We start from the raw sequence: 11,681 nt of genomic DNA, 5'->3' as shown, positions 1-11,681 counted from the left end.
GCCGGCGCATTGGCGGAGATGGGCTCCGCCAGCTCAGGCAGGGAGCCTTGTTTCCAACCATGGAGGTGATGTCATGAGGCTTTGGCCAATTGGCATGACGCTTATCGTGAGGGTGACCCGGACGGGCTGGTCAATGACCGTCCGGATCAATTTCACAAAATAAGCAAACCGATGGGTGGGGTGACAGCCCCATCCATCACTCCATGACCATACGCGGATCCTCGCCAACTTTCAACCATCCCTTGCCGGCGGAAACCGGTGCACGGCAGCGATTTTGCGGCGCCAGGAGGGCACCAGAACCGAGCGTGTCACCGCCATCTGCTCGTAGGCATGAATGAAATGGGACGGCCCGACGAAGATGCCCGCATGCTTCACCATCGTGTCCGGTCGCCAGCGAAACAGCAGCAGATCGCCCGGCTGCATCTGCCCGACGCCAAGTGCCGGTCCGAACAGCCGGATGCCAGCCTCCGCCATCCGGTCCTCACCGCCCCGTTCCGCCCAATCGGGTGCATAGTGCGCCACCGGTTCCGGCTCCTCGCCATAAAGCTCCCGCCAGATGCCGCGGATCAGGCCGATGCAATCGCAGCCGATGCCGCGCGTTGCCCCCTGATGCCGATAGGGCGTGCCGATCCAGGTCTCAGCCACCGCGACGATCCGCTCTCCGGCGGCGCTCATTCGAACAGCGCTCCGCCATCATGCAGCCGCTCGCCATCCACATAGGAATAGGCAAAATCGGAGCCCGGCACATGCGGATAGCCGCGGAAATTGAGGAGGTTCGCGAACCGCCCGCCGCACGTCGAAACCGTCTTGTCGCAACCGGCCGTCAGCGTCACCGCCTGCCCGGGAACGACCGCTTGCTCCAGCGGCAACCAGAATGTCAGCCCCGCCTTGCCGTCGGCGCGTCGCTCGTGAACCTCGATATCCACCTGCGCCCCTCCCGCAAATTGTGCGACGCCACGGCCGAAAAATCCCTCCGCAAAACCGGACAGACCCGACACGACGATGCGGCTTTTATCGATCACCGCATCCACCAAGCCATTCCCGCGCCAGGCCGAGAGGTCGACCCGGCAGCGCGCATCACCAAGGCTCGCGTCGCAGCGCCTGCCATAGACCCGCCCCTGTGGCTGGCCCAGCCGATGCGCAAGGCTGCGCAGCTCTGCCTTGAAGGCGCCGCCCGATCGCGAAACCTCGCCGATCTCGCGGATATTGAGCAGCATGTGCTGAGCCGGATCCGCCCAGTTGACCACGAACAGCTCGACCCGCGCACCGTCATAGCGCCCGCTTGCAAGATCCGCCTCGTCGATCGCAGCGCTGGCGAGCCCGCCTTCCACCTCTTCCACGCTGGCAGCCATGCCGAGCGCCTGTTCCGCCTCGCTCGCCGCAAAACCGCTCGCCGCCAGAAATGTCGTGCCGTCGAATACCAGATCGCGGTCATGCTCGGTAAACCCAAGCACCACCGCGTCGCGTCGCGTCACGCGCCAGCAATAGCAGATCGTCGTTGCCTCGCCGCTCAGATGGCCCGCCAGACCCGCCGGGATCGCCCTCATGCCAGCACCTCCGTCAATGGAATGGCCGGGATCCGCCCGGCGTCGAAATGCGCCAGATTGATCTCGATCCGGTCCGTATCGAAGCGCACGGCCACGTCGAATTCGAACCCGGCCCGCACGATCTGGCCGGCCGTAGGCACCTGCCCTGCCGCAAAGGTCACGATGCCGGCCGTCGTATCGACGATGAAGGACGTCGCTGCCTTCGCCACGCCGCCGACCGACACGACCACCGTTCCCGCCACCGGCTTGGTGATCCGTCGCTCCCAGCCGCCGGCCGCATCCGCATAGGTTTTCGTCAGCGAGAACGCGGAGGTCGCCCCATCGCCGACCCCGATCTGCTGGTCGCTCGCCGAGATCGCCTGGCCCGGACCGCAGGATTTCCAGTCGACCGGATCGCGAAACCGAAAACCGTAGAGCTGGCCGCCGCGTGCCTCGAAGAACTCCAGAACCGCATAGAGATCGGCAACCGATTTCACCCCGGATCCAGCCTCATAGCTTCGCCGCGAATCGCGCCAGCGCTGGTTGCGGGCCTCCCGTCCATTGGACAGATTGACGATATCGGTCCGCCGCATAGGCCCGCCGGAGGCGCCAAGCGCCACCCGCAGGGGAAAGCGCACTTCATGAAATCCGCTCATCGCTGCTCCTCACAATCCTCTGTTTCCGCGCGAAACGCTGCGTGCCAGCATGGCCGAAATCTGGCCCTCGCTTTTGCGGAAGCTTGCCGCATCGGTCGCCGTCACGTTGAACACCACCTGCGCTCCCCCGCCGCCGCCAGCTGACGCCACACCGAGCGCCCCGTCCGCGCCGCGCCGAAGCGGCAGGATCGCCTCGGCCCCCGCTTCGCCCATCAGGCCGGTGCCGCCGTCCATCGAAAAGAAAGTCGGCGCCCGCACGACACCGCCATCGGCAAACGGCGTCACCGAACCGATCAGCCCGCTCACTGCATTGCCGAGCAGGCTTTCGAGCGGCTTCAGCCCTGCCGATAGCGAAATATCCGCCAGCCGGTTGCCGAGCCCCTTCAGCACGTCGTCCAACCCCTTGCCCCCGGTCGTCGCCGTGCTCAGTGCACTGGTCAAAGCCCGGCCGAACCGGTCCGAACGCGCCTCAAGATCCGCCATCACGCCGGACAAGGCTTCAGCCCCCGTCACGGCCGCACCAAACGTCTCGTCATCTGGATCCACAGCCTCAGCTCCCGTTCAAATTTCGCCGACCAGCCACCTTGCGGCGGGCAGGAACAATGCTAGATTGCAATTAATACTATTTGCACCTTAAGATAGAGGAGGCCGAATGCTGATCGATCGAACATGGTTCCGCAAAAATCTCGGATGGATCATTCTGTTTCTAGCTGTCTTACCGGCTGCAGCCTGGGTCATGGTTTACGGCAGCATCCACCTCCCGGTACTCACTTTCGCCCTGTGCGAGCAGACCAGATGCACCGCTCAGGACTGGGCAAGCGCGACCAGCGGTTGGGCAGCTCTGGTGGCTGCCATCATCGGAACCTTTCTGGCACATGGCCAGCTTTCGCAACAGCGCCGGCAGACTGCCTTCATGCTGGGCGATGCGCCTCCGACGATCGAGCGCGTCGTCATGCGTGACGACCAACAGTATGACTGGATCAGAGTCATCAACTGGAACCGACGAAACTTCAACATCGTCGAGGTGCAGGCGACGGTCGGGTTTCGCAACATGCCGATGGGCAGCGTGAAATTCGTTCGCAAGAACGGGGATGGCTCAATCAGGGAGCTCACACCCAGCGTCGAAGCGGGCAAACTGCAGTATTTCGTTGCCATCCCTGGCTGGATAGATCGTCAGACAACGCCCGGCGCGGTCGAGTTCCGATGCGCCTTCGATCTCAAGTCGGCTCCGCGCGCCCTGGCGAGAAAGCGCGGAAACTACATCACCTTCAAGGTAGCGATCTTCTCCGGCGAGGATCTGACCGAAAGAACCCTGAAGATCAGGCTACCTGCCGGGACGGTCGTGAACTACGTCGATCAAAGTATTGATCTAGTCAACGATCAAGGACTGCACCCGGTCGCCTCGGTTGGTCACATGTCATGAGGCGCGGGGCGAACTAGCCATCCGGAAAAGCCAGCATCAGCGTCTCCAGCCCGGCTCGCTCGATCGACGTTGTGCGTTTGATCAGACCACCGGTTGCGGCAAACAGCTCCCGTGGCGTCATCGCCCAGAATTGCGGTGCGGAAAGCCGCAGCAGGCAGAGACCGGCGTGCATCGCCGCATCCCATGGAAAAGGCTCAAACGTTTGCGCCTTCCCGCCCGCTGCGGCCATCAGGGGTTTGCCGGTGACGTGCCCTCATCCGTGCCGAAGGCAGCACTCAGCAACTCGCCGACGATCCGCGCACAGGACAGGATCCCGCCATCGACGCTCATCGCCGCCGCCTCGTCGTCGGTAATCAGGTTGCCGCCGCCGCGAAGGCCCGCCCCGATGATGCGGATCATGTCGGCTGCCTTCATCCGCCCGGAGGAAAACCGTCCCGCGAGCTCCGTCAGATCGCTCGCCGCAAAGGCCGTTTCCAGTTCTGCCAGCGCGCCGAGCGTCAGACACAGGATGCGCCGCTCGCCGTCCATTTCGGCCTCCACCTCGCCGCGCCGGCGGTTGGCCCGTCCATGCATGCCCATGAAATCCCCCTTTCATGCTCCTACAATGCTGTGAAACTCACGACGCCGGCGGATTCGAGCGCAATCTCGAACCGGATTTCGCCATTGTGCTCGCCGGAATATTCGAGCGCCGTCACCTGGAACGCCCCCGCGAGCGTCGCGAAACTGGGGATGATGATCTGCCAGGAGAGGATCGTGCCGGCAAAGAACGTGCTGCGCACCAGCGCGTCGCTTGTGCCGTCCTTGAAGATCCCCGAACCGCTCAGCGATGCCCGCTGCACCCCCGCCCCGCCCAGAAGTTCGCGCCAGCGTCCGCTGCTTTCGGCATCGGTGATGTCGACCGTTTCGGCGTTGAAGGCGATCCGCCTGGAGCGCAGCCCCGCCACGGTCAGAAACGTCCCGCTATTGTCCACCTTCAGGAGAAGGTCCTTGCCCTTCTGTGCCACCATGTCCCTATCCTTTTCCAACCGCTTTCAAGTATTGATGCTTTCGGGTTGCGTGCCGACCTGCTAAAGCCGCGGGGCACATCCCCTTGCCCGCTTCCCATCGCGATATCGCATTGACCAACTCCCCCCTCCGGTCCGCCCGGACCATTGGCGTTCTCGCCATCACGCAACTCATCGGCTGGGGCACCACGTTCGAAAGCCTCGGCGTTCTCGGTCGCTCCATCGCGCCCGATCTCGGCCTCGCCAACGAAATGGTGTTTGCCGGACTGTCGGTGATGATGCTCGCCAGCGCCTTTTGCGGCCCGCTTGTGGGACGGCTGCTCGGCCGCCACGGGGCGGCAAAGGTTCTGGCCGCCGGTTCCGTATTCTTCTGCGTCGGGTTGCTCGTGCTATCGCTTGCGAACGGCCTGCCGCTTTATGCGGTCGCCTGGATCCTGCTCGGTGCCGGCGGCGCCTTTTGCCTGTCAGCGCCGGCCTATGCGGCCGTGGTCGAGCGTGAAGGCACGAAGGGTCGTCGCAGCATCACCATCCTGATGCTGTTTACGGGCCTCTCCGCCACCATCTTCTGGCCGCTTCTCAGTCTCGGAAACGATCTCATCGGCTGGCGCACCACGCTGATGGTCTGCGCTTTCCTGCATCTGTTCGTCTGCGTGCCGCTTTATCTGTTTGCCCTGCCGAAACCGATTGCCTGGGATACGGCAGATGCCGGCGTCGATGCGCCGCCGGTCGCCTTTACCGCACGGCAAGGCAAGCTCGCCTTCCTGCTGGTCGCCACCGCCACCACCATTGCCTCCTTCGCATCCTACGGCGTGTCGCCGTCGCTTCTGGAACTGTTGCGGCAATCCGGTGCGGCGCCTGAATTTTCCCTGCAGCTTGCCGCAGCGCGTGGCGTCATCGGCATTTCGGCGCGTGCCTTCGATATGCTGCTCGGCAAGCGCGGCAATCCGTTCATTACGGCCGTGACCGGCAACAGCTTCATGATCCTCGGCTTTCTCAGCCTCATCGTCCTGCCGTCGTCGACCGTAACGCTCTGGATCTTCATCGGGCTCTACGGCATCGGCTCGGCAGTCCTGCAGGTCGCAAAGGCGCTGCTGCCGCTTGCCCTGTTTTCACCGCGCGACTATGGCCGCCAGGCCGCACGGCTGTCCATGCCGCAGAACCTTGCCAATGCGCTCGCCCCCGTCGTGTTCACAGCACTGCTCGATCGTTCGGGCGCGCTGACGGTTCTCGTCGTCACCGTCCTTCTGGCCGGCTCGGCGCTTACCGGCATCCTCTTCCTCATGCATCTCGTGCGGCAGAGTAACCGCATGGCGGCCTCTCACTCGGTCACCGCGCGATAACGCAGCTCGACCTGAAGATACCGGGTGTTCGGCTCGCGCCTGGTGCGCGATCCCGTCCGCAGCAGGCTCACCAGCACAAACCCCTCCAGCGTCAGCGCCGCATCGTGCAGCAGCGTATCCACCCGGCTTGCGATCTCCTGCGCCTGCCGTCGCCCCTCGGCCTGCGACCACACCGTGATGGTCAGGCTATGCGCCTCGCCCGGTTCCGTACCGGTCGAATAGTCACGCGTCTCCCACTCTCCGAAAGCGATCGCCGGCAGTTTCGGCTTCGGCAGCAGCCGGTCGTGGACACCGCCTTGACCGACCAGCGCCGTCAGTGCCGAGTCGCCGGTCAGCCGCGCATGGACCGCCTTCATCAGCGCGTTGGAAGCGGAGGTCATGGTGCCTGCTCCTCGCATTGGCAGACCAGATAGCGCCCGGTCTCGTCAGGGTCGCGCACCAGTTTCAGCAGGAAGATCCGCGCGCCCTTGGTCAGCCTCTGCCCGGCCGCGACATCGCTTCGAAACCGGATCCAGATCCGGTGACTGACCGTGCCCACCTCGGCGCCTGCCGCTTCCGTCACCACGAACGAAACCGGCTCGATCATCGCCCAAACCGCCGCCACCGACTGCCAGGTCACGGTCGCGCCGCCCTGACCGTCGGACACGGAAACCGCCTCTTCCAGCTCCAGCCGGGCGGTCATCTGGCCCGGATCGAGAAACACCACCATCACAGCCTCCGCATGCGAAAGGGCGCGATCAGGCGCTCATAGCCATCGGGAATTCCCGCCGGCTGCTGGTCGGGCGACAGCACGCCGCGGAAGGCGAACATATGGCCGATATGGATCAGCATCGCCCGCTTCAGCGTATCCGGCACATCGGTCCCGGCCTCGCCATAGCCTGCGGTAAAATCGATCTCGATGCCGTTCAGCACCTGGCCGGGATCGATCGTCGAGCGCAGCCACAGTCGCGCTGGTCGCCCCTTGCCGTCGAGCAGATGGTCTTCAAGCGAAACATGAACCGCGTTGCCCGCGGCATCGTAAACCGTAACAGTCTGAATCGCTTGCACGGGAGACTTCAGGATGCGGATCACGCCATCGCAGGGCCAGAAGTCGAGATAGAGCCGCCAGGACTGCGCCATCAGGCACAGGCCCGTCTCGCGCTCCAGATGCTCGCGGGCGGTCGCAATCAGCGATCCGATCAGCGCATCCTCATCGGCACCGTCAAGACGCAGATGCGCCTTCGCCTCGGCAAGCGTCAGCGGTTCCGCCAGCGGCGGAGTGGTCTGGGCATAGGTCATGGGGATCCTCGTCGAAGATGATATCCGCCCTGTCCCCACCCTCTCCCCGCGGCTGCGGGAAGACGGTGGGGATGGCCGGATCACGGGCAGTTCCGGGACGTGTCAGTCCGCCCGGCCGATCAGCTCACAGCGAACCGCACCAGCTTGATCGCCTCGAAATTCTGCACCCCGCCGCCGACCCGCTTGGTGGTGTAGAACAGCACATAGGGCTTGGCGGAATAAGGATCGCGCAAGATGCGCACTCCCGCCCGATCGACTACGAGATAGCCCGACCGGAAGTCACCGAAGGCAAGCGAGGTCGAGCTTGCGGCGATGTCGGGCATCTCCTCGGCTTCTGCGATCGGAAAGCCCATCAGCGAGGCCGGCTGACCCGCACTTGCCGGCGGCCGCCACAGGTAGTTGCCGTCGACATCCTTGAACTTGCGGATATCGGCCTGCACCTTGCGGTTCATCATGAATGTGCCGTTCTGACGGTGTCCGGCCTTGAGCGCGTAGATCACCTCGATCAGCGTGTCGGAGGGATTGGTCGCCTTCCAGCCGCCGGCAACGCCGGTTGCGATATAGCCGAGGCTGCCCCAGGCCCAGCTCGCATCGGCAACAGCCGTATAGGCGAGAAAGCCCTTCGGCTTGTTTACCCCGTCACCGCGCACGAAGGCATCGCCCTCCTGCTCGGCAAACACGATGTCCACCTCGCCGGCGATCCAGGCCTCCATGTCGACAGCCGCATCGTCGAGCAGCGCCTGGGTGGCGGCCGGCATGGCGTAGAGTTCCATCGTCGGGAAGGCGAGTTCGGCCAGAAGCGGCGTATTGGTCTGCGGCCGCGCCGCCGTTTCCGCCACCCAGCCGGTGGTCAGCCCCGTCGTCGAGAACGGCTTCTTCAGGACAGAGGTCGAGACGGTGCGCACGGTCGAGAGCGCCCGCATCGGCGACACGACGGAGACGCGGCGGCCGATTTCCGTGTCGGTCTCCGGCGGCACCAGATAGCCGCCATCGGCCCCGACCCCAACGGAGAACGCCTTCGCCTCCAGCTCGCGCAACCCCGAATCCTCGCCGCGGCGAATATAGGCGTCGAACCCCGCCTTGTGCTCCATCGCTTCGGGCGAAAGATCGCCGCTCTGGCCATAGCCACCCCGGCCACCGAGCGGCGGTCGCGCCTTCTTCAGCGCCAGCTGGTCCAGCACCCGCTTCTGGTCGTCCATGGCCCGGTTGATGCGGTCCACCTTGTCGCGGGTCACCACGTCGGCGGTCAGCTTCTGCTCGATCTCGCCGATTCTTCGGTCGTTGACGTCCTTGAACGCCTCGAACGCTTCCATGAATTCATCGAGCGCGGCCGTCACCGTTTCCGGCACGGCTTTCACTTCCGGCGCCACGGCGGCATTTCCAGTTACATGTCCCTGTCCCGTCATCATGTCCTGTCCTTCTCTGTTAAGCCTTGTTCTGCCTGAACGACGATCTCCACATCATCTTCGCCGCCCGCCGCATCTGGCGAACGAGCTCCGTCTCGCGGTCGCGGAAGAAGCGCTGATGCTTGACGTCGGACACCCGTGCCGATGGCAGCATCGGAAAGGTCACGACGGAGATTTCCCAAAGATCCGCCTCGAGAATGCGCCGCACCCCCGTCTTGGCGTCGGTGCGGGCCCGTACGGTTCGAAAGCCGATCGAGAGCCCGTCCAGCGCACCGGATTTCATCAGCGCCAGCACTTCCCTCGATCGGGCGACGCCGGGCGACAGCACGCCTTCGACGAACAGCCCGCGACCATCCTCACGGATCGTCTTCCAGGCGCCGATCGGCTCGTTCGGGTCGTGCTGATAAAGCATGCGCACACCGGTTGCGCCGCGTTCGACAAGCGAGGACAAAAATGCCCCCCGCTCGATCCGGTCACGACCGAGATCGACCTCGCCGAACACGCTGGCATAACCGGAAAACGTGCCGTCGCCGGCAATGCCGGCCAGTTCCAGATTGGCGAATTTGCGCACATTCGGGCGCATGGGCGGGCGTTGCCCGCGGTCAGCGTGCATCGGGATCTCCTGCAAAGTCATTGGAATTGCTGAACCCCATCCGCTCGCGGCGGCAGGGGTTCGTCGTCGGGAGCGCCTTACTCCCTGCGCCGCCCGTATCGCTCGGCCAGCCGGGACAGCGCGCCCAGCACCCACCAGGCCGAAAGGCTGGCGGCAGCCGATCCCGCCAGCAAGATCTCCGGCTCGGGAAGTTCACCGCTGATCCCCAGCCTCGCCATCAGCCAAAGGCCGGCCGGCCCGCCGAAGATCAGCCCGCAGGCCACCCCGGTCAGAAACCGGCTCGCCGCCTCGTGCCCGCTTTTCGGCAGGAGATAGACCAGCGAAACGCCCGCACCCGCCACCGCACCTGCGGTCCGCGCAGCCCACACGCCGAGCGTTCCCGGATCATGCCCAAGGTCAGCCATCGTTAAACTTTCTGGGTTATGTTGAGAGTGTCAGCCGGAAAGCGGATCTCCATCCGCAACCGCCAAGGCCTCGCGCATCTTCACGCGCCACATGAAGCCGGCCGCTTTTTATCAACCCCCTGAATCGCTTGAGAGACAGCGTTGACGAGTTGAGTCAGGGGTTTGAGAAGTTGAGTCGAGCAGGCTCAAGCGCCGACAACTCGGAAAAGCTCAGTCGAAACCGTCATCGTCATCATGGTCAAGGGCCGACGAGGCTTGCCTGGCATGCATGATCGAGACGACCAGGACCCGGTCGGACTGGATGACATAGTCCACATGGTAGGGCGTTGCGACGAACCGCCTGATGCCCTCGACCGGAGCAACCATCGTTCCGACACGCGGCTGCTCGGAAATGAGCCGGATCGTTCGCTTGATCTGATCCGAAAACGCGACGGCAGTCCGCCGCCCGAACTGGGCCAGATAAGCCCGTTCCCTCTGGACGTAGCGTATCGCCTCTTCCGAGAGGGTGACCTTCATCAGGCAGCATCCTCGCGGTTGAGACGGTCGAGCTCTTCGAAGAACTCCTCCGCATCCACGGTCCGCCCCGCCTCGATATCCGCCAGTCCGCGACGGATGCTGAGTATTTCATTCCCCTCCGCCATCAGATAATATTTCAGCGCCCGGACAATCACCCAGCTTCTGCTGCGATCCGAGGTTTCCGCGATCTTCTCGATATCGTCGAGAATGTCCTGCGGCACGCGCAACGTGATCGGGTCCGAGAGAGCGGGCTTTTCGGATTTGGCATCTGCCATGACGATCTCCATCTGTAATACACCGTATTACAAATTACACCTTGCGCCGCGATCCCGCAATCACGCCGAATACCCCACAGCCTCGCGCTTTTCGTCCTCCGTCAGGAAGCCTGCAGCCCCGATCCGCGCCCACAGCGCCTCGCGCTCGGCCGAGAGACCTGCCACCCGGTCGAGATCCGGCTCCAGCCGCAACCCCTCACCGTAAGCGTCCGAAAGCCAGGCGGAAAAGCTTGCGGCCGTGCGGGCAATCAGCGGCAGCACCGTCAGGCGGTAGAAGGCGCGGTTCGCTTCCTGATAGTTGGCATAGGTATTGTCGCCGGGAATACCGATCAGCATCGGCGGCACACCGAGCGCCAGCGCAATGTCGCGGGCAGCACCGTTCTTTGCCTCGATGAAATCCATGTCCTTCGGCGAAAGCCCCATCGCCTTCCAGTCCAGCCCGCCTTCCAGAAGCAGCGGCCGCCCGGCATTGACCGCGCCTGAATAGCCCGCCTCCAGTTCGTCCTTCAGCCGCTGATACTGATCCGCGGAAAGATTGCCGCCGTCCTTCGGCTGGTAGACCAGCGCGCCCGAGGGCCGTGCGGAATTGTCGAGCAGCGCCTTGTTCCAGCCCGCCGCCGCATTGGAAAGATCGAGCGCCGCCCCTGCCGCCACCAGCGGCGACAGACCGCTATGGTCGTCGAGCGGATGAAACAGCTTCAGATGCAGCAGCCCCGGTCCGTCGCGATCGACAGCAAGCCGCCGCGTCACCTGCCCTGCGCGATAATCATAGGCCGCAATCCAGCCGTCGCGTCCCTCGACGACGCTCACCCGGTCCGGCCGCAGCAGATGCAGCTCGCGCAGGTCGCCGCCAAGCGCCAGCGGCTCCACATAGGCATTGCCGGATAAAAGCAGATGCCCGTACAGCGCCTCGAAGAAATCAGGCCCGCTCTGGCGCCCGTTCGGACGTGCCAGAAGCGCCAGTGCCGGATGATCGGCCACCTCCGTGGTCCCGCGATAGGCGAGCCACGGCACGGCGGCGGCAGCTTCGGCCACCATCCGCATGGCCCGATAGGCGATCGGGTTCTTCATGAACCCGGCCTTTGCCAGAGCCGCATAGGACCGCCCGGACCAGTGCGCCGCGCCATCGCCAGATACGATCGCAAAGCCCGACGATAGCCCCGACGTCGCCTTGGTTTCCTGAGGCGGCGCGATGCGGGAAAGCCCAGGAAGCCGGAATGGAAATCTCATCGTTTCATCC

General features: G+C 64.2%; 18 protein-coding genes. 2 read left to right on the top strand and 16 right to left on the bottom strand.

All coding sequences use genetic code 11. From position 1 onward, the window contains the following. Positions 1 to 231: 231 nt before the first annotated feature. Genes ACQY1P_RS10010 through ACQY1P_RS09995 form a run of 4 tightly spaced genes read right to left on the bottom strand, consistent with a single transcriptional unit; the run spans position 232 to position 2,665 of the window. Entirely contained in the window at positions 232 to 675 is a 444-nt protein-coding gene (locus tag ACQY1P_RS10010) for an NlpC/P60 family protein (protein WP_430256328.1), read from the bottom strand. Further along, positions 672 to 1,547 (bottom strand): DUF2163 domain-containing protein, encoded by an 876-nt coding sequence (locus ACQY1P_RS10005; RefSeq protein ID WP_430256327.1) that lies wholly within the window; start codon positions 1,545 to 1,547, stop codon positions 672 to 674. The genes ACQY1P_RS10010 and ACQY1P_RS10005 overlap by 4 nt, the downstream gene beginning before the upstream one ends. Further along, positions 1,544 to 2,182, bottom strand: a complete 639-nt coding sequence (locus tag ACQY1P_RS10000; protein ID WP_430256326.1) for a phage distal tail protein, Rcc01695 family — start codon at positions 2,180 to 2,182, stop codon at positions 1,544 to 1,546. The genes ACQY1P_RS10005 and ACQY1P_RS10000 overlap by 4 nt, the downstream gene beginning before the upstream one ends. Positions 2,183 to 2,191: 9 nt before the next feature. Further along, on the bottom strand, positions 2,192 to 2,665 hold the full coding sequence (locus ACQY1P_RS09995; protein WP_430256689.1) for a phage tail tape measure protein: 474 nt from the start codon (positions 2,663 to 2,665) through the stop codon (positions 2,192 to 2,194). A 169-nt stretch (positions 2,666 to 2,834) separates the two neighbouring features. Between ACQY1P_RS09995 and ACQY1P_RS09990 the strand changes: the two genes are divergently transcribed. After that, entirely contained in the window at positions 2,835 to 3,605 is a 771-nt protein-coding gene (locus ACQY1P_RS09990) for a hypothetical protein (RefSeq protein ID WP_113111197.1), read from the top strand. A gap of 13 nt (positions 3,606 to 3,618) precedes the next feature. On the opposite strand, the gene ACQY1P_RS09985 is transcribed toward ACQY1P_RS09990, so the two are convergent. From ACQY1P_RS09985 to ACQY1P_RS09975, 3 genes are read right to left on the bottom strand one after another with little or no spacing between them, the layout of a single operon-like run. Further along, positions 3,619 to 3,834, bottom strand: a complete 216-nt coding sequence (locus ACQY1P_RS09985) for a rcc01693 family protein (protein ID WP_430256325.1) — start codon at positions 3,832 to 3,834, stop codon at positions 3,619 to 3,621. Beyond that, positions 3,834 to 4,184: a gene transfer agent family protein gene (locus ACQY1P_RS09980; protein ID WP_062453447.1), complete on the bottom strand. Its 351-nt coding sequence runs from the start codon at positions 4,182 to 4,184 to the stop codon at positions 3,834 to 3,836. The genes ACQY1P_RS09985 and ACQY1P_RS09980 overlap by 1 nt, the downstream gene beginning before the upstream one ends. A 20-nt stretch (positions 4,185 to 4,204) precedes the next feature. Continuing rightward, complete coding sequence (locus ACQY1P_RS09975; RefSeq protein ID WP_062453448.1) at positions 4,205 to 4,612, bottom strand: phage major tail protein, TP901-1 family; 408 nt, start codon at positions 4,610 to 4,612, stop codon at positions 4,205 to 4,207. A 104-nt stretch (positions 4,613 to 4,716) separates the two neighbouring features. Between ACQY1P_RS09975 and ACQY1P_RS09970 the strand changes: the two genes are divergently transcribed. After that, entirely contained in the window at positions 4,717 to 5,949 is a 1,233-nt protein-coding gene (locus ACQY1P_RS09970; RefSeq protein ID WP_430256688.1) for an MFS transporter, read from the top strand. Here the strand turns inward: ACQY1P_RS09970 and ACQY1P_RS09965 are convergent. From ACQY1P_RS09965 to ACQY1P_RS09925, 9 genes are all read right to left on the bottom strand, one after another. Beyond that, positions 5,928 to 6,329 carry a DUF3168 domain-containing protein gene (locus ACQY1P_RS09965; protein WP_430256324.1) on the bottom strand — a complete coding sequence of 134 codons (402 nt, stop codon included), beginning with the start codon at positions 6,327 to 6,329 and terminating at the stop codon, positions 5,928 to 5,930. The two genes, ACQY1P_RS09970 and ACQY1P_RS09965, sit on opposite strands and share 22 nt — an antisense overlap. Further along, a complete protein-coding gene (locus ACQY1P_RS09960; RefSeq protein ID WP_430256323.1) occupies positions 6,326 to 6,658 on the bottom strand; it encodes a phage head closure protein in 333 nt (110 codons plus the stop codon). Before ACQY1P_RS09960 ends, ACQY1P_RS09965 begins: the two co-directional genes overlap by 4 nt. Continuing rightward, complete coding sequence (locus ACQY1P_RS09955) at positions 6,658 to 7,227, bottom strand: head-tail connector protein (protein WP_430256322.1); 570 nt, start codon at positions 7,225 to 7,227, stop codon at positions 6,658 to 6,660. The genes ACQY1P_RS09960 and ACQY1P_RS09955 overlap by 1 nt, the downstream gene beginning before the upstream one ends. A gap of 119 nt (positions 7,228 to 7,346) precedes the next feature. Beyond that, entirely contained in the window at positions 7,347 to 8,633 is a 1,287-nt protein-coding gene (locus ACQY1P_RS09950; protein ID WP_430256687.1) for a phage major capsid protein, read from the bottom strand. 19 nt (positions 8,634 to 8,652) lie between these two features. Beyond that, complete coding sequence (locus tag ACQY1P_RS09945) at positions 8,653 to 9,246, bottom strand: HK97 family phage prohead protease (protein WP_174195865.1); 594 nt, start codon at positions 9,244 to 9,246, stop codon at positions 8,653 to 8,655. Positions 9,247 to 9,323: 77 nt separating this feature from the next. Beyond that, a complete protein-coding gene (locus tag ACQY1P_RS09940) occupies positions 9,324 to 9,650 on the bottom strand; it encodes a DUF6107 family protein (RefSeq protein ID WP_430256321.1) in 327 nt (108 codons plus the stop codon). Between the two features lie 210 nt (positions 9,651 to 9,860). Next, on the bottom strand, positions 9,861 to 10,166 hold the full coding sequence (locus ACQY1P_RS09935; protein WP_430256320.1) for a type II toxin-antitoxin system RelE/ParE family toxin: 306 nt from the start codon (positions 10,164 to 10,166) through the stop codon (positions 9,861 to 9,863). Continuing rightward, entirely contained in the window at positions 10,166 to 10,441 is a 276-nt protein-coding gene (locus tag ACQY1P_RS09930; RefSeq protein ID WP_430256319.1) for a CopG family ribbon-helix-helix protein, read from the bottom strand. Before ACQY1P_RS09930 ends, ACQY1P_RS09935 begins: the two co-directional genes overlap by 1 nt. A gap of 60 nt (positions 10,442 to 10,501) precedes the next feature. Then, positions 10,502 to 11,671, bottom strand: coding sequence for a phage portal protein (locus ACQY1P_RS09925; RefSeq protein ID WP_430240810.1), 1,170 nt, complete (start codon positions 11,669 to 11,671; stop codon positions 10,502 to 10,504). Between the last annotated feature and the right edge of the window lie 10 nt (positions 11,672 to 11,681).

The sequence above is a fragment of the Neorhizobium sp. DAR64872/K0K18 genome (genome assembly GCF_050500175.1).
GTDB classification, from domain to species: domain Bacteria; phylum Pseudomonadota; class Alphaproteobacteria; order Rhizobiales; family Rhizobiaceae; genus Neorhizobium; species Neorhizobium soli.
Note: the sequence above shows the minus strand (reverse complement) of the source record. Positions and strands in the feature narration are given on the sequence as shown.